This window comes from Microbulbifer sp. ABF4_107, assembly GCF_056312215.1.
Genome location: NZ_CM149983.1, coordinates 1,703,063 through 1,719,544 on the forward strand (window position 1 = coordinate 1,703,063; position 16,482 = coordinate 1,719,544).

Annotated in this window: 13 protein-coding genes; 4 read left to right on the forward strand and 9 right to left on the reverse strand. The window is 57.1% G+C overall.

Annotated features, from left to right (window positions below; genetic code table 11):
* Positions 1-249: 249 nt before the first annotated feature.
* The 5 genes from ACYX4K_RS07000 to ACYX4K_RS07020 form a co-directional block, all read right to left on the reverse strand.
* Positions 250-747: a hypothetical protein gene (locus ACYX4K_RS07000; RefSeq protein ID WP_475092843.1), complete on the reverse strand. Its 498-nt coding sequence runs from the start codon at positions 745-747 to the stop codon at positions 250-252.
* 82 nt (positions 748-829) lie between these two features.
* Positions 830-1,480: a YiaD family glycine zipper/OmpA-like lipoprotein gene (locus ACYX4K_RS07005; RefSeq protein ID WP_475092842.1), complete on the reverse strand. Its 651-nt coding sequence runs from the start codon at positions 1,478-1,480 to the stop codon at positions 830-832.
* A 680-nt stretch (positions 1,481-2,160) separates the two neighbouring features.
* Positions 2,161-2,388: a SlyX family protein gene (locus ACYX4K_RS07010; RefSeq protein WP_475092841.1), complete on the reverse strand. Its 228-nt coding sequence runs from the start codon at positions 2,386-2,388 to the stop codon at positions 2,161-2,163.
* Between the two features lie 75 nt (positions 2,389-2,463).
* Entirely contained in the window at positions 2,464-3,609 is a 1,146-nt protein-coding gene (locus ACYX4K_RS07015) for a serine hydrolase domain-containing protein (protein WP_475092840.1), read from the reverse strand.
* Between the two features lie 160 nt (positions 3,610-3,769).
* Positions 3,770-4,609: an ion transporter gene (locus tag ACYX4K_RS07020; protein ID WP_475092839.1), complete on the reverse strand. Its 840-nt coding sequence runs from the start codon at positions 4,607-4,609 to the stop codon at positions 3,770-3,772.
* 163 nt (positions 4,610-4,772) lie between these two features.
* Here ACYX4K_RS07020 and yciH point away from each other — a divergent pair, with 163 nt between their 5' ends.
* Positions 4,773-5,096, forward strand: a complete 324-nt coding sequence (yciH, locus tag ACYX4K_RS07025; protein WP_475092838.1) for a stress response translation initiation inhibitor YciH — start codon at positions 4,773-4,775, stop codon at positions 5,094-5,096.
* Between the two features lie 66 nt (positions 5,097-5,162).
* Here yciH and ACYX4K_RS07030 read toward each other — a convergent pair whose 3' ends face one another.
* Entirely contained in the window at positions 5,163-7,763 is a 2,601-nt protein-coding gene (locus tag ACYX4K_RS07030) for a hypothetical protein (RefSeq protein WP_475092837.1), read from the reverse strand.
* A gap of 305 nt (positions 7,764-8,068) precedes the next feature.
* Positions 8,069-8,695 (reverse strand): TetR/AcrR family transcriptional regulator, encoded by a 627-nt coding sequence (locus ACYX4K_RS07035; protein ID WP_475092836.1) that lies wholly within the window; start codon positions 8,693-8,695, stop codon positions 8,069-8,071.
* 232 nt (positions 8,696-8,927) lie between these two features.
* Here ACYX4K_RS07035 and ACYX4K_RS07040 point away from each other — a divergent pair, with 232 nt between their 5' ends.
* The 3 genes from ACYX4K_RS07040 to ACYX4K_RS07050 all read left to right on the forward strand — a co-directional run bounded on the left by ACYX4K_RS07040 (position 8,928) and on the right by ACYX4K_RS07050 (position 13,818).
* Positions 8,928-10,535 (forward strand): acyl-CoA carboxylase subunit beta, encoded by a 1,608-nt coding sequence (locus ACYX4K_RS07040; protein WP_476178799.1) that lies wholly within the window; start codon positions 8,928-8,930, stop codon positions 10,533-10,535.
* Positions 10,536-10,553: 18 nt separating this feature from the next.
* The gene (locus ACYX4K_RS07045) at positions 10,554-11,720 is read left to right on the forward strand and encodes an acyl-CoA dehydrogenase family protein (protein WP_475092834.1); all 1,167 of its coding nucleotides are present in this window, start codon (positions 10,554-10,556) and stop codon (positions 11,718-11,720) included.
* A gap of 73 nt (positions 11,721-11,793) precedes the next feature.
* Entirely contained in the window at positions 11,794-13,818 is a 2,025-nt protein-coding gene (locus ACYX4K_RS07050) for an acetyl/propionyl/methylcrotonyl-CoA carboxylase subunit alpha (protein ID WP_475092833.1), read from the forward strand.
* A gap of 42 nt (positions 13,819-13,860) precedes the next feature.
* Here ACYX4K_RS07050 and ACYX4K_RS07055 read toward each other — a convergent pair whose 3' ends face one another.
* Together ACYX4K_RS07055 and ACYX4K_RS07060 are read right to left on the reverse strand one after the other, a co-directional pair.
* A complete protein-coding gene (locus ACYX4K_RS07055) occupies positions 13,861-15,357 on the reverse strand; it encodes an alanine/glycine:cation symporter family protein (protein WP_475092832.1) in 1,497 nt (498 codons plus the stop codon).
* Positions 15,358-15,564: 207 nt separating this feature from the next.
* The gene (locus ACYX4K_RS07060; RefSeq protein ID WP_475092831.1) at positions 15,565-16,452 is read right to left on the reverse strand and encodes a beta-keto acid cleavage family enzyme; all 888 of its coding nucleotides are present in this window, start codon (positions 16,450-16,452) and stop codon (positions 15,565-15,567) included.
* Positions 16,453-16,482 lie beyond the last annotated feature (30 nt).

Here is a 16,482-nt window from a genome sequence, read left to right on the forward strand (position 1 = left end):
CGTTCTCGGTTGGCGTTAATTCGGCACCACTGAGGAAGCCGACGCCAATACAGATAAGAATAATCCCCTATTGCTGCACTTCAAGGAACATTGTTCCAGCATTTAAGTATTTATACTTATAAAGGCCCAATCGGATATTCGGGCAGATTCTATGGGCGTGTCGTGGAACACTCGCCGGCATCTTACTCACCCCCCGGAATCCGTACCCGGCAAGCCCCTCTCCCGGCGGATGCCTGCACCCGCGAGCGCCTACCCCTGGTAGTAGCGGTCAAGCTGCGCCAGAAGGTTTCCGGCGTCGGCGTTGGCAACGGCGGCCTCGCAACTGAGTAGCTCCAGGTACCCGAGGGAACTGGTTTGGGCAAAAATCAGATACTCTTGCCCTACCTGCAATTTTTCCTGACAGTCCGCCAGGTGAATTCGAAAGGCGATGCTGCCAACCGATGCTCCCTTCCACACCCGCTGTGCCGACCCGGAGTAAACGTAGCCCAGCACGGCAATCATCCCCGGCTCGGACAAAGCGTGATCAACCAGCCGGTGGATTCCGGTAATTTCCACCCGCGCAACAAGCTCTGCTTTGTCGAGCTGGCGCTTCAATGGTGCGGTGAGCGAATCGCCAGTTACTTCGGCCCGCGCAACTTCGTCGGCGGCGGCATATGTGCCAATCAATGCGACGATTAGCATTACGGTTTTCCGGGCCACCGCGCGCAAGTGGTCCTTCGCGCTTGCCAGTGAATTGTCCCAGGCCATCATCCTCTCCCTGGATAACACCAATCATTAATTATCATCAGGCACAAAAAAGGGCGCCGAAGCGCCCTTGGTTTGCCCTGCCCTATTGCAACGGCAACAGTTCCAGCTCTACGCGACGGTTGGCCTGGCGACCAGCGTCGGAATCGTTACTGGCGATGGGGTAACGCTCACCGTAGCCTACCGCCTGCACACGACCAGCGGCAACACCGCGAGTGGTAAAGAAGTCGGCCACAGACTGAGCACGGCGCTCACTCAAGGTCTGGTTGGTAACGTCAGAACCGGTGCTATCGGTATGGCCGCTAACCCGGATAGCGGTCTTGTCGAACTCGTTCAGAACCAGAACGACGGAATCCAGGGTGCCGTAGAAGTCATTGCGAATTTCGAAGCGATTGGTAGCAAAGGTAATGTTGCCCGGCATGATCAGGCGAATGTTGTCGCCTTCACGCTGAACACGCACACCAGTGCCTTCCAGACGCTGACGCAGCGCCATCTCCTGGCGGTCCATGTAGTAGCCGATACCGCCACCAATGGCTGCACCACCGAGAGCACCGGTGATCGCGCCTTTTTTACGATCGCTCTTACTGGCTGTCGCTGCGCCGATGATAGCGCCTGCGACGGCACCGGCACCTGCGCCTTTGGCGGCGTTACTGGTTTTACTTTCCTGGGTGTAAGGATCCAGGGTGGTACAACCAACCAGTGAGCCCAGAGCAAGAATCGCGACCCATTTTTTCATTAAGCTTTCTCCTAACGCTTTTACTGATGACGGGTGGAATATGAAGCAGTTTCGCTGTTGCAAGCTGACTGCAGGCTGAACCGTGTTCGCCATTGGCACGAAGACTATGCGGAAAGTCCGCTTCGGTCTACTGCTCACTTCCCAAATTTGGCGGGAATCTTTATTTACCAAGTTGTCGGTGAAACACACTCACCGACGCCACGATCATTTTCACCTGTGCCGACGGTTACACCTCGCGGAATTCCCATGCCTTCTCCCTGTGGGCGCGCGACACGCACTTCCCGTGTAACCGGGTGTAATAGATCCTTCCACAAGATCTGTGGATAACTATGTGCATGAATATCGTAAACCGCGCGATATGCGGCGCAATTCCTAGCCCCCAGCGATTTGCGCACTTTTTATCCCTTTATATTTTTTCCTTTAAAATCAACAATTTATGAATGCAAGGGAGCGCCGCGTACCAATTTCCAGCGAATCCGCGAACAGTTCAAAAGGTCAGATTTTTATGTGGAAAAAATTTGTCAAGGGCTGACAGGGGGGAAGGAGCGGAAAAACGGTAAATTTCCAGAAACTCGCGTAGAAAAAGGCGCAGCGCTGAAAGTGTACTGCCCACGGATGACATTCCGGTGATGGGGTTCACTTGAGACATAGGAAATTCGAGTTGGTGATTGCCGGCCCTCTCAATAATGTGGCGGCCTTTCATCACCGGGCTTGTCGCCCTTGTTCATTTCGAACATCAGATCCTGATACTTGTCGGATACCTCCTTGAGGCGACCGAGCAGTGCGCGCAACTGGGCATCCTGCCGGGCGATGGTGTCATTGAGCTGGGTGAGCGTGTCTTCCTGAAATGCCAGGCGGGTTTCCAGCTCGTCGACGCGGGCTTCCAGCTGTTGAACGGTATCGCTCATGGGTTTACTTCCGTTGGATTGTTCTTTGGTCGCCGTCTGACGGCTGACAATTGGTTGTGCCTGCACGCAACCGGCTCACAGTAACTGGTACAGGCAATCTTTCAGGCCTACGGCACGCTGATCCATAAACAGGCTTTGCCCCATACGAGAGGTGACGTAACCAAAACCGACTTCCGTTTCCGGGTCCGCAAAGCCCACACTCCCCCCGGCTCCCGGGTGGCCGAACCCTTTCTCTCCGCCGAATGCCAGGTCTTCAGCGGTACCCGCTTTCAGGAAACCGCAGCCGAAGGCAACGTCCGTCTGCAGAATCGCGTCGCGGCCACGACTCTGCTCGACAGTTGCTTCACGAAGCACATCGCCTGATAACAAGCGCGGATCCTCACTGGCCAAATCGCCGTACACCGCAGCCAGGTCACGCGCACTGAAATGGCCGTTGGCTGCCGGAATCAGTGCGCCGCGCCACTGCTCGCCATTGGTTCCCATCATCAGGGTGACGGGGTTGGTAAACGCCGTGGCCACCGGGCCCTTCCGGTCCTCCTTGATTGAGCGTCCGATGGCGTTAGGGCGCAACTCGGGAAGCGGCTTTTTCAGCGGACCCACATCGGCAATCTGCGTAGAGCGGTGCCCCACCGCACCGAAACCGCCGTCGAGTTCCAGCGGGGTACCGATGCCTTTACGGTACAGGTCACACAGGTCGATGCCGCTGGCTTTTTCAATCAGCCCGCCTAGTGTCCAACCATAGAGAAACGGCGAGTAACCCTGCAGTGTTCCTGGCTCCCACCAGGGGGCAGTCTTCGCCACTTGTTCGAGTGCCGCATTCCAGTCATAGATGAGGTCATCCGCGACTTTATCGCGAAACGCAATAACGCCACTGCGGTGGCACAACAGCTGCCGCCCGGTAACACTGGACTTGCCAGCCTCGGCAAACTCGGGCCAGTAATGGGCTACGGGAAGGTCGAGATCCAGCTTGCCCGCGGCAACCTGCTGCAATGCGATCAGCGCAAGTATGCCCTTTGACGACGAGAATACATTCGCCAGGGTGTCTTCCTGATAGGCAACCGCTCCCGCCCGGTCAGCGCTGCCTGCCCACAGGGATGCGATAACCTCTCCGTGCTGTACTGCGCAAAACGCAGCGCCTACGTCGCCGTGGTCACGAAAATTTGCCGCAAAAGCATCGTACAGGGCCTCAAACCCCGGGGCGCAATATCCCTGAATATCCATGGAAATACTTACCAATCGAGAGAGCTGATCTGAGAAGGACTCTGGCCGCCACCACATGTGGGGCGCGGCCGTCGAAACGGGGCGCAAGGATATCCGATCGCCGCGGGGCTGTTAAGGCGCACTACCCCGGTGACTCGGACTAAAACCGGGTAGCCAGGATTTAATGCTCCTCGCCCACCGGCTCCTCAAAGTCTTCCAGGCGGTAACCACACTGCTTGCAGTACTCTGCATCTGCATCGTGGCCGGCCTTGCCGCAGTTGTGGCAACGGGCAAGCTGCTTCTCACGCCCGATTTCGTTGGCCAGCTCTGCGGTAACAATGCCCGTGGGCACGGCGATGATCGAATAACCAATCAACATGGTCATTGAGGCAATTGCCTGCCCCAGCGGGGTATGCGGAGTTATGTCGCCGAAGCCCACCGTGGTAATGGTAACAATGGTCCAGTAGATGCTTTTCGGAATACTGGTAAAGCCGTGCTTGGGCCCTTCCACCACAAACATGATGCTGCCGAAGATGATGCACAGCACCAGGACACTGGTATAGAAGACAAAAATCCGTCGCCTTGCCTGCCACAGGGAGCGCATCAGGATATTGGCGTCACTGAGGTAGCGGACCAGCTTTAGCACCCGGAAAATTCGCAATACCCGCAACAGGCGGACAACCATCAGGTAGGTGGCGCCGGTGAAAATCAGGGCGAGGTAACTTGGAAGAATGGCGAGTAGATCTACGACACCATAGAAGCTGGTGACATACTCCCGGCGGTTGCGTGCGCAGTACACCCGCGCCATATACTCGAGGGTAAACAGAGCCGTGAAAAACCACTCGAGCACATAGAAGGTTTCGCCGAAGCGAACCCACAGGCTTTGCACCGATGCAAGAACCACCAGTGTCACGCTCAGGAGAATCGCCCAAATCAGGACGACGTCAAAATACTTCCCCGCTGGCGTATCGGTACCAAAAATCACTTCGTTCAGCCACTTGCGGGTTCCCGTGAGAGGCATGCAATCAGGTCCTTCTCGTTATCCATAATGCAATTGCAGACATTCTAGCTGACACCGAAGGCGCAGAATATGCCGGTTTTTGATTAGGCTCCGGGATCCGCTATGCTTCGCCACCTGAATTTCTCCGACATTCCGCGATCCGCCGACCAGCAGGAAACCCCAAATGCGCGAAAAGAACCGACTCGTCTACTCCACAGACCGCGGCCGTATCAAAGAGCCCGCCAAGGAGGAGAAGCACCACAAGGGCGACGGTATTGTAAGGATTCAACGGGAAACCAAAGGCCGTAAGGGCAAAGGCGTGACCTGCGTGCGCGGTGTAGACGGTACTGACGCGGAGCTCAAGCTACTGCTTGCCGAGCTGAAGAAGCGCTGCGGCTGTGGCGGTGCGCTCAAGGAAGGGATCATCGAGATTCAAGGCGATAAGCGCGAAGAAATCAAAGCGGTGTTGGAAGCGAAGAAATATACCGTCAAGCTCGCCGGGGGTTGAGCCCCCGGCGGTCTAGAGTCCAGTACGTCGCGGGTCGAGCTCCACCCGACATCCCTGCGAAAAGGGTCAGATGTGCGCGAGACGTAGTGGCTTTACCTTGAGGCGCGCCTCTTCTGCGAGGCAGAGAGTCAACAGCTGTGCCAGCTCCTCCTGGTACGCATCCATAACCACGCCGCTAGCCGTCTTGCCGCGTAACTCCAGCGCCTGCAGGGCACTGACCATATCACTGGTACGGACAGCCGTTGGTATCATCAACTCCCCTTCCCCACAGGATTTCAGTTTCTCGAATTGTACCGGGCTTAGCGGCACTTGCTGGGTCTGCGCCCCCTGCTCAATTTGGCGAATTTGCTGGCTAACCAGCTGCGGGTACTTCTGCAGCACCGCAGTGGGCAGTTCCTGGGCGGGAGCACGCTCGATCAACTCACATACGACATCGTTGTAGCGATTGAGTGCGGCCAGTGGCTCCCGCAATACCTCAAATGTACGCAGACGCAAAACGATCTCCTCTGCGCGGCTGCGGTCCGACACGACCATCGTCGCAATCACCCGGGTAATCCGCTGATAGAACATACTGTGCAACTGCTGCCGCTGTTGAAGACACTCTTTTATACGCACCCGGTTATCCTGGCGTGATTCGTCCGTCGCCGCCGGCGTTGTTCCACTCAGGTCGTAGCTACGGGGGTCAATCCGCACATTTGCCCGCACCAGCGCCGCACCAATCTGTATGCGTGCGCCTTTCAGCTGCAGTTGAGCGATCCGCTGCTCAAGCTCCTGCAAGTCAACCAAACGGCCGCGAAGCCAGTCAATCGAGGCCTGCAAATCCAGGTCTGCCAGTTCGCTGTTACCCGGTGGCTGCAGGAACATAAAGTCCCGAGGAATCGCTCGGTTGAAGTATTGGGCAAGAACCTGCTGTGCGGCCTCGCTACTCTTGTCGATTTCCAGTAGCAACCGGTTCTCCACCGGCCGGCAACTGTCGTCGCCCCCGACCCGACTAACCCTGGTGGCAAGCTCAGTGAAATCCACAAATAGCTTCTGTAGCGAAAAGTCCAGCCGCTGCAATTGCGCATGCGCCTGGCGCTCTTCCACTGCGCCAATACGCTGGTGGCCAGCGGGCTCCTCCCGTGTCCAGCAGTCAGTCTCCTCCGCCATGGCTGCATCGATACCCTTGAGGGTTTGCGCATCCATATTTGCATACATCCAGCGTACCGCCAGCGGTACATTGGCCAAACGCTTGCCCAGTAGTTGTGCTTCGCGATTGATCTCACCACACACCAAATCCGCATGTAGCAGGCGATTCCAGCGTTCCGCAAATCCGTGGAACGCTTCTGCCCCGATCATTTCTCCGGCAGCCTTGTCAGCCTGGGCCTCCAGCCTGCGCGCCAAAGGCCCGCTTAAACGCTGGTGTACACCCTGAAGGCGTTCAACCACCGGTGCCAGCGGTCGACCACAAATCGCCAAAACCTTGTGCAGGGGCTTTAGCAGAAGCGGGACTTCACCGTCTGCACCGAAGAGCGTCGTGCCCTCCTCCAAAGCGTCCTGCATCCCCTGCAGCCGATCGAAGGTGCCGAACGCGATCGCCTGCGCGGTCCGGAGCCATCGATTGCTGTAGTTACACAGAGCCCTGGCGATAAGCGCGACCAGGTCCCCTCCGTCAAGCGTGGCCACAGCACCGAGCCCCAGTGACAGTTTTGGCTGAGAGAACCTTTCCCGGACCACCCGAATGTCAGTCCCCGCCGTAACCAGCACCTCGGTTGTCAGTACACCGCTGGCAGAGGTGAGGTTCCTTGGTCCTCTCTGCTTGCTCGCGATGCTCAAGCCGCAGGTATCACGCAATACGTCCAGCAGCAGGAAGAACCCCGGCGCGTCCCGCTTTGCCAGGCGTGCAGCCTCGAGACCACCCATGGAGCCCGCTCCGGAATGTATGTTCGACTGACGAGTAAAAAAGAAAGGATGCAGCACCAGTGCGCCGACAAAGAGTACTAACGTGAGCGCAATTGCACTGCCCACCAGAGTACCCGCCCCGAATTCTCCGGCAAGCACCGCCAGCGGTAACGACAGAAGCGCACTTCCCAACTGGTAAAGACACAGTATGGCGAAGGCGACAAAACCTGCAGGTACTGCAGCACCAAGTAGCATCTGTGGAATCAAGGTCATCCGCGCCGACACCGGGGTAGCCTCGGGGGAAGCACCGGGATAGAACAACGCCTGCAGCTGGGCCCGGGCAGCGCCGTCCTTTTGTTCAGATTTGTTTGTGTCCCGCCCCGCTTTTTCTGGCGCGGGTTTCACCGCACTGGCCTTTACCGGAGGGGCTGTTTTCAGGGTGCGTGTAGGCTCACCCGATTTGGCACCGGTTGCCGGGGTAGATAAAGGGACTGTCGTTGCTTTTTCCGCAATCCCCTCCGGCAGGCTACCGGGCACTTTCTTTAGCGCGGCTACTGCGCCCGGCTGCGTCTTGCGCTCCTGTCGCTGCTTGGCAAATTTCAGTCGCGCCAGAATCGCTCTGTTATCAAATTTGCCCGCGGGGTGAACTTCTATTTTCAACCCCATTTGATGTAATTGCGTGCGATATTGCACAACCTGCCCGGGAGAGAGTTCATCCTTGATGACCCAGCCTTTCAAAAATAGCTTGCGCGCCTGCGGCGCACTGATCGAAAAGGCATTGGACATTTGCGCCAGGACCTCATCGGGGTTTCTGGATCGCAAGACTTTGCCCGCAGATACAATCTGAAACTTTTCCTGTCCCGGCATGATTTGCCCCCGAAGATCCCTTTTTAACCCCTTACCCCCCAGGGCGCGCCATCGCACCCCGGGAATCTACGACAGCCACCGGCTGCCATTCGGCGAGAGAGTAAAAGATTCCGGTGCACCTGATTGCGCACTGGTTCTCAGGGAACTTGCATGTATTCAACGGGGTACAGGTTTACCAACTGCCATCACAGAGCTGCACGGAACGGGGTCTCACCGAAAGTGTGTCAGCCGTTATGCCAGACCATCAACAACGCCTGCTCCGACAGAGCATCGAGCGACAACCCGCGACCGCGAGGCTTGAACCAGGTATGACTGTGAGCCAGGGCCCCCAACAACAGCTTGCGGGCCAGCGAAGCATCAGCGATGCCAGCCCCCTCCGGCCGGTCATTCAGTGCAGAGATCCAGATGGCCTCGTAACTCTGGCGCTCCGCGAGCACTGCTCGCTGATTGTCCGCCGACAAACTGCGCCATTCGCTCACAAGAATCGAGAAGCCCGGCACGGCCAATCCATGGATTGCCTCCAATTCGCAACGGATGCACGCAAGAAGCCTGCCCCGCGCATCTTGCTCCTCCGAAACCGCGGCCGCCATACGCGCCCGGGCTACCCGTGTAACCTCGAGCATCACCTGACAGAGGATCTCATCTTTGTTTCTGAAGTGGTGAAAAATACTTCCAGAGAGGATCCCAACTTCTGCAGCAATATCTCGTACGGTAGTGCGGGCAAAGCCTTTGTCCTGAAAATACTGGGCTGCCGCAGTAAGCAGCCGGCCCCTCGGACTGGCAGGGTCACTCACGTCTCCGGCCGCTACCAGCCTGGAAAGTGCCTTGCTTGTGTCAGTTCGCTTCTTCACGGGCTTTCTTGCCGACCCTCTGGCGGAACCACGTACCGGCTTTCTCCCAGTTTTTCGTCCGGTGTCGCCTAGCGAGTTCCCAGCAGAACCGCTGTCGCCCACTCCATCTCCGTATACCAATTGGGGATCTCCTCTTTCTGCTGGCACACAATCTGTCTGCAACGATATTGGCTATTGATAACCAAGCGCTTGCTTGGTAGCGTTGAGGCATTATTTCCGGACGGTGTCATCTATGCAACCCGTTACACCAAAGATCTCCAGCGCAAGTGAAGAATTCCAGCGCAACTCCGATGCGATGCTCGCTGCGCTCGGGCGATACCACAGCGCAGCGCAACGGGTAATCGACGCAGAGAACGCCAAGGCCGATCGGTACCACGAGCGCGGGCTGCTACTGCCAAGAGAGCGGCTGAGCCACCTACTCGACCCGGGTGCGCCGTTTATTGAACTGTGCGCAATGGCGGGTTACCGCATGTTCGACGACCACGATGGCACCGGAGCCGGCGGCGGGGCTATTTGTGGCATTGGGGTAGTCAGCGGACGGCGCTGTCTGGTGCGGGTCGACAACTACGCGGTAAAGGGCGGGACTATCTCTCCGGCAGGCATGGAGAAGGCGCTACGAGTCCAGCAAATTGCCCGTGAAAACCAACTGCCGCTGATCACTCTCGCGCAAAGCGGCGGCGCTAACCTGATGTACGCGAATGAGACCTTCGCCCCCGGCGGGCGCGGATTCGCCAACCAGGCGCGATTGTCCGCGGCGGGCATACCGCAGATCACCGTGGTACACGGCAATGCCACCGCCGGTGGCGCCTATCAGCCCGGACTGTCCGACTACGTGATCCTGGTCCGCAATCAGTCAGGTATGTTCCTGGCCGGGCCGCCGCTACTGAAGGCCGCCACCGGGGAAATTGCCAGCGAAGAAGAATTAGGCGGTGCAGAAATGCACGCGTCAATCGCCGGAACTGGCGACTATCTGGCGGAAGATGATCGCGACGGAATCCGTATCGCACGGGAAGTGGTCGCCGCCCTGCCCACTCAACAGCAAAGTCTTGCTCCGCAAACCTGGAATGAGCCGCTATACGCCCCCGAAGAGCTACTGGGAATTGTCCCTGCCGACAGTCGCGTTCCCTACCTGGTAGACGAAATCATCGCGCGCATCGCAGATGCTTCTGCCGCACTGCCGTTCAAGCCGGAATACGACCAGCAAACCTATTGTGGACATATCCGTATCCAGGGGCATGTGGTCGGCGTGATTGGCAACAATGGCCCGATAACGCCCAAAGGCGCAAACAAGGCCGCGCAGTTTATCCAGCTGTGCGAACAGAGCGCCATCCCCCTGCTGTTCCTCCACAACACCACAGGTTTTATGGTCGGCACCGATGTCGAACGGGATGGCATCATCAAGCATGGCTCTAAACTGATTCAGGCGGTCGCCAACGCAGGCGTTCCCAAGCTCAGCATTGTTGTCGGCGGCTCCTATGGCGCAGGCAACTATGCCATGTGCGGGCGCGGTTTCGACCCGCGCTTCATCTTCGCCTGGCCCAATGCTCGCACCGCGGTGATGGGGGCAGCGCAGGCAGGTAAAGTCATGCGCATCGTGAGCGAACAAAAAATGCAACGTAACGGGACAGTGGACAAAGCTGCGTTGGACAAACTGGAAAATGATACCGCGGCGTTTATGGATGCGGGGTCAGATGCTCTCTCATGCACAGCACGCCTGTGGGACGATGGCATTATCGATCCCCGCGATACCCGCACACTTCTCGGTCTGCTACTGGATATCTGCCAAGAAGCAGAAAGTAAAACGCCGAGAGACAACAGCTTCGGCGTGGCCAGGTTCTAATACACAGGAAAGCGCACAATGATCATCACCGACCAGCACCGGGAACTGCAGCGGACGGTCCAGCAGTTCGTACATCAGGAACTGAATCCCCACGTTGAAGAATGGGAATTGGCTGGCCACTTTCCAATCCGCGATATTTTTAAGCGTCTCGGCGAGCTCGGCCTGCTGGGTATTAGCAAACCAGACTATTGCGGTGGACTGGGACTCGATTTCAGTTATGAAGCCGTTTTCCTCGAAGCCCTGGGCGCGGCCCACTGTGGCGGAGTGCCACTGTCAATTTCCGTTCAAACATCCATGGCCACCCCGGCGCTGGCGAAATTTGCCAGCAGGGAGTTACAGGACGAATTTCTGACACCGGCAATACGGGGCGAAGCGATCGCCTCTATCGCGGTATCAGAACCTGGTGCCGGGTCAGATGTCTCGGCAATTTCCACAACGGCAACCGCGGATGGGGATGACTACCTGATCAATGGCAGCAAGATGTGGATCACCAATGCACCCCAGGCCGATTTTTTCTGCACGCTGGTCAATTCTGGCGGCGACAAGGCCCACAGTAACAAGTCACTGATCGTCGTTCCGTCGAATTCCCCGGGGGTCACTGTCGGTGAGCGACTACACAAACTGGGTATGCGCGCTTCGGAAACCGCGCCCGTATACTTCGACAATGTACGGGTACCCAAGCGCTTCCGCATTGGCGATGAAGGCAGTGGCTTCTTGCTTCAAATGCTGCAATTTCAGGAGGAGCGGCTCGCCGGCGCCGCCTTGACCCTGATGGGCCTGGAAAACTGCGTCACGTCAACGATCGACTATGTTCGGGAGCGTGAAGCCTTCGGCGCACCGCTGCTAAACAATCAGACCATACACTTCGCATTGGCGGAAATGCAGACTGAAGTCGAATGCCTCAGGGCACTGACTTACCGCGCCATTTCTGCCTATGTAAACGGAGAAGATGTAACCACGCTAGCCTCCATGGCGAAGCTCAAGTCCGGTCGCCTTACTCGCAGTATCCCGGATCAGTGCCTGCAATTTTGGGGCGGCATGGGGTACATGGAAGAAACTTCAATCAATCGCGCCTTCCGCGACTTGCGGCTCACCTCCATCGGCGGAGGTGCCGACGAAGTCATGCTGGGGATTATCTGCAAGTTGATGGGCATTCTGCCGTCACGCAAGAAAAGCAACAACTAAGTCCTGCTGGCCGGACTCTTCTGATAAGCCACGACTGACGCACAACCGGATTTCCGTGAGAGGGAGCCACTTCATGCCCAAATTGCTGATCGCCAATCGCGGGGAAATCGCCTTGCGCATCATGCGCACGGCAAAGCAACACGCCTATTCCACATTGGCCATTTTTAGCGATGCCGACAGGAAAGCGCCTCATGTTAAGGCTGCTGATATCGCGATACCCATTGGCGGTAACACCCCACAAGAATCCTATCTGGATATTGAAAAAATTATCGATGCCGCACTGCGTGGTGGCGCCAACTGTGTTCACCCCGGCTATGGATTCCTGTCAGAAAATGCCGAATTTGCCCGCGCCTGTGAAAAGGCCGGGCTGACGTTTATTGGGCCATCTGCCGAAGTCATCGAACTGATGGGGAATAAGAGTCGTGCGAAAGAATTTGCGATTTCTGCCGGGGTGCCGTGTATTCCGGGTTATCAGGGCAGTGACGATACGGCGGAATTGCGCCGCCAGGCCAACAAAATCGGATACCCTCTGATGCTCAAGGCCGCAGCGGGTGGCGGAGGGCGCGGAATGCGTATCGCCGAGGACTCCCAGGCATTCGATGCACAGCTCAAGTCGGCGAGATCAGAATCCCTTGCCGCATTCGGCAGCGACGAAGTCATTCTGGAAAAAGCCCTGAGCCAGGTCCGACATATCGAGATTCAGATTTTTGCGGACCAACAGGGAAACTGCATCCACCTCGGCGAGCGGGACTGCTCAGTGCAACGTCGCCATCAGAAGATGGTGGAAGAGGCTCCATCACCCGCAGTCAGCCCGGCGCTGCGAGCAAGAATGGGCCAGTCGGCGGTCGCCCTCGCACAAGCGTGCCAGTACACCGGAGCCGGCACCGTCGAGTTTTTACTGGACGCTGATGAAAACTTCTATTTCCTGGAGATGAATACCCGGCTTCAGGTAGAGCACGGCGTGACAGAACTGATCACAGGTACCGATCTGGTCGCGTGGCAGTTGGCCATTGCTCGCGGAGAACCCCTCCCCCTCGCACAATCAGACGTGATGTTGCGCGGCCACGCGATCGAAGTACGCCTTTATGCAGAAGACCCAGAGCACGAATTTCTTCCCCAGAGTGGCATTATTCAGGCATGGGAGCCTTCGGGTGCGTTAGCCGAGGGCAGCATATCCGCTACCGCCGGAGTCCGATTTGATCACGGACTAAAGACAGGCCTGAACATCTCCCCCTACTACGATCCCATGCTGGGGAAGTTGATGGCCTGGGGAGAAAGCCGTTTGCAGGCACGTAACCACCTGGTCGAGGCGCTGGACAACCTCCCGCTCATTGGCCCGCGCAACAATCGCTTTTTTCTAAAACAGATCCTTGAGGACTCCACGTTCGCTAGTGGCGGTGCTCATACAGGCTTTATTACCACACAATTTACTGCAAGGTCCGCATCTGAATCGTCTGGGCAAACCGCCAGGGCACTCGCTGTCACATTACTCCACCACCTCACACTATCACCGGTCGACCTGCACAAAGGTCGCGCCAATTGGCACAGTGGAGGCTACCCCGCTCCCCGGCAATACCTGATTTCCGACGGGGAAGCCGTCACCCCGTTTCGCCTAAGATCAGCAGGGAATGGCGAATATCAACTGGACGGCGAATCCGGTGAAACCATTCACATCGCCGTCCCCCAGCCACTGCACGCCGCCTCCGCGAAAAAACAGCCTGTATTGATCAATGGGCAGCAGGTGTCGGCTCAGTGGTATCGGGCAAACGCGCTGCTTACGCTGATCTTTGCGGGGCAACAATGGGAATTCACCGATGAGACCTACACCCCGGCCCGGGGTACTGAATTGGAGGGTAGCGGCGAAATTCGGGCGCCGATGCAGGGTAGCCTGATCGAGGTTTGCGTAGAGGTGGGCACCCGGGTCCGACGTGGAGACCTCGTGGCAACCATGGAAGCGATGAAAATGGAGCATGCATTGAGATCGGACTGCGACGGGATCGTGCGCTCCATTTCAGGCAATGTCGGTGACCAAATTAAAACCGGCCAGGCGCTGGTCATGATCGAGAGCGACCAGGAGTTGACACCTTTGAATGGGTGACACTGTCGGCGCTAAAAAATAGGCGCGCCAGCTAGTAGTGGGTCAGTCGTGCTCACCGGGAACATGCGGACCGCCACCCCAGACATCACTTTCGATTCCGCGAATATCGTGTTCGCGCGCATCGAATACAGGCTCATCGATACCGCGGTCCCGCTGTGCCTCATAGTCCGCAAACACTTTGATAGCAACGCCGGACAACAGCAGTATCGCAAGCAAGTTAGCGCTGGCCATAAAACCCATGGACATATCGGCCATGTTCCACAGCAACTGAAAGTTGCCCGAGCTCCCGCTCCAGGCCACCCAGGCACCGAATAGAATAAAGCCAATATACAGAAACCGATAACACGCAATAGATACCCGTGAGTGCCACAGATAAAAGATATTGGTTTCCGCGTAGTAGTAGTTGGCGATAATAGAGGTAAAAGCAAAGAAAATTAGTGCGAGCGCAATAAAACTGCTGCCCCACTCACCCACTTCACTGGCTAGTGCCGCCTGAGTGAGGGTTACACCTTCTACCATCCCGCCCAGCTCGACATCACTCAGCAGAATGATGGCCGCGGTGGCACTGCAGATCATCATGGTATCCAGGAACACGGATGCCATCTGCACATAACCTTGAACCACCGGGTGTTTCACATCGGCAACCGCGCCCACATTCGGGGACGACCCCATACCCGCTTCATTGGAAAACAGGCCTCGCTTTATACCATTTGCCACTACAGCCCCAAAGGCACCGGCCCCCGCCTCCTGCATCCCAAATGCATTGCTGAAGATCAGGCCGAACACTTCCGGTACACGGGAAAAATTCATCAGGATGATAACAACGGCAATCGCGATGTAGATCAATGCCATAACCGGCACCACAACCCCGGCAAATTTGCCGATGGACTTGATCCCGCCAAAAACGATCAATGAGGCCAGTACGGCGATCAGCGCACCCACCAGCATAGGATTGACACCCCAGGCTGCGTGTATCGCCTCCGACATGGCGTTGGCCTGTACCGCATTAAAAAAGAAACCAAAGCAGATAATCAGAAAAACGGAAAAAACAACGGAAAGCCACTTCCAACGGTGCCCCAGCCCTTTGTCAATGTAGTAGGCCGGGCCGCCACGAAAAGTCCCTGCCGTCTCCCCCTGTTCTTTGAATACCTGTGCCAGGGTATTTTCGATGAAACTCGTCGCCATACCGACCATGGCAACGACCCACATCCAGAAAATGGCACCGGGTCCGCCAGCGGTAATCGCTACCGCGACGCCAGCGATATTGCCCGTGCCGACACGAGCTGCCGCACTGGTGGCAAATGCCTGAAAGGATGAAACCGAGCCATCGTGCTCTTTGCGAAAGCTGCGCGCCATTACTCGCAGCATATGGCCAAAGGCACGAAACTGAATAAAGCGGGTACGAATGGTGAAATAGAGGCCAGCTGGCAGCAGCGCGGCAATCAGGATGCCCAGCCACCAGATCCCCCAAAGACCGCCCCAGGTCAGACTGTTCCCCCAGTTCACCAGTGCAGCCAAGCTATCCCAAATACCCTGCATACTCCACTCCACCGCTATGAACCGGTTCCGGAATATTCCGAAAGTGTCTTAACCAACTGGCGCCGAATAGCGCAATCAATCTAAGACTAGCAGTTGCAGAGAACGGCGTTGCATATCTTGCAAAGGGCCAGCCATTCACTGTATGTCGCACCGATTAACGACCAACCCCGCGCACCGAGAGGCATTTCCAGCGTATTCAGTTTCGCCCTAGAGAAAAATCTGCCGTGCCCGTTCAGGAGACACAACGGTGCGACCGGCCTGCTCCGCCACCTGAACCAGAGCCTCGATCAAGTCGCCATTTCCACGGGTGCGTTCACCGCAGGGTAAATAGAATGTGTCTTCCATTCCACTGCGCAAGTGCCCTCCGAGCTCTGCGGTTCTACGATGTACGGGCCAGATTTCTTCACGACCAATCAGTGTGCTCTGCCACAGCGCACCGCGCTTCATATAACGAGGCAGAATAGACAGCAGATCACTGTCTGCGGGCATGCCGGAAGCTACCCCCATCACCAGGTTGTAATTCGGTTGCGCGACCATGCCTACGTCGGAAAACATCCCAACAGACCGAACTATACCGACATCGAAGCACTCGAACTCCGGACGTATCCCCACTGTTCGGCACACGTCAAGCAGCTCCTCCACCTTCTCCACGCTGTTTTCAAACAGCATGGGCGGCCACGCCCATTCGCCACTGGCGCGGGCCTTAAGGTAGTTGAGACTCCCCGCATTACACGCAGCAATCTCGGGCTTCCCGGCGCGCAGGCAATCCAGCGCACCCCGCTGATCACGACCAATGGTTCCGGTGGTGAAATTCAAGATAACGCCAGGGCAGGATTCGCGAATAGCCTCGGCAATGGTCCGCGCAACCGAAGGGTCCCAGCTCGGCAAATGCCCCTTGCCCGGCTCCTGTACACGAAAATGGATATGCATGACGGAAGCGCCGGCATCGAAAGCCTCCTTTGCAGAAGCAGCCATTTCCTGTGGCGTCACCGGTACCGGGTACTGAGCGGGATTGGTAAGGACGCCGGTTAAAGCACAGGTAATTACCACCTCATCGGACGAAGCCAATGTGGCGGCGGGCGATGACTCAGACATTGCGGATCTCCCGGCAGACGCAGGTTTGGC

Bases quoted from the DNA above. Each gene is read 5' to 3' on its own strand.
- ACYX4K_RS07000 (WP_475092843.1), bottom strand. From the start codon at position 747: ATGGCCTGGGACAATTCACTGGCAAGCGCGAAGGACCACTTGCGCGCG.
- ACYX4K_RS07005 (WP_475092842.1), bottom strand. From the start codon at position 1,480: ATGAAAAAATGGGTCGCGATTCTTGCTCTGGGCTCACTGGTTGGTTGT.
- ACYX4K_RS07010 (WP_475092841.1), bottom strand. From the start codon at position 2,388: ATGAGCGATACCGTTCAACAGCTGGAAGCCCGCGTCGACGAGCTGGAA.
- ACYX4K_RS07015 (WP_475092840.1), bottom strand. From the start codon at position 3,609: ATGGATATTCAGGGATATTGCGCCCCGGGGTTTGAGGCCCTGTACGAT.
- ACYX4K_RS07020 (WP_475092839.1), bottom strand. From the start codon at position 4,609: ATGCCTCTCACGGGAACCCGCAAGTGGCTGAACGAAGTGATTTTTGGT.
- yciH (WP_475092838.1), top strand. From the start codon at position 4,773: ATGCGCGAAAAGAACCGACTCGTCTACTCCACAGACCGCGGCCGTATC.
- ACYX4K_RS07030 (WP_475092837.1), bottom strand. From the start codon at position 7,763: ATGTCCAATGCCTTTTCGATCAGTGCGCCGCAGGCGCGCAAGCTATTT.
- ACYX4K_RS07040 (WP_476178799.1), top strand. From the start codon at position 8,928: ATGCAACCCGTTACACCAAAGATCTCCAGCGCAAGTGAAGAATTCCAG.
- ACYX4K_RS07045 (WP_475092834.1), top strand. From the start codon at position 10,554: ATGATCATCACCGACCAGCACCGGGAACTGCAGCGGACGGTCCAGCAG.
- ACYX4K_RS07050 (WP_475092833.1), top strand. From the start codon at position 11,794: ATGCCCAAATTGCTGATCGCCAATCGCGGGGAAATCGCCTTGCGCATC.
- ACYX4K_RS07055 (WP_475092832.1), bottom strand. From the start codon at position 15,357: ATGCAGGGTATTTGGGATAGCTTGGCTGCACTGGTGAACTGGGGGAAC.
- ACYX4K_RS07060 (WP_475092831.1), bottom strand. From the start codon at position 16,452: ATGTCTGAGTCATCGCCCGCCGCCACATTGGCTTCGTCCGATGAGGTG.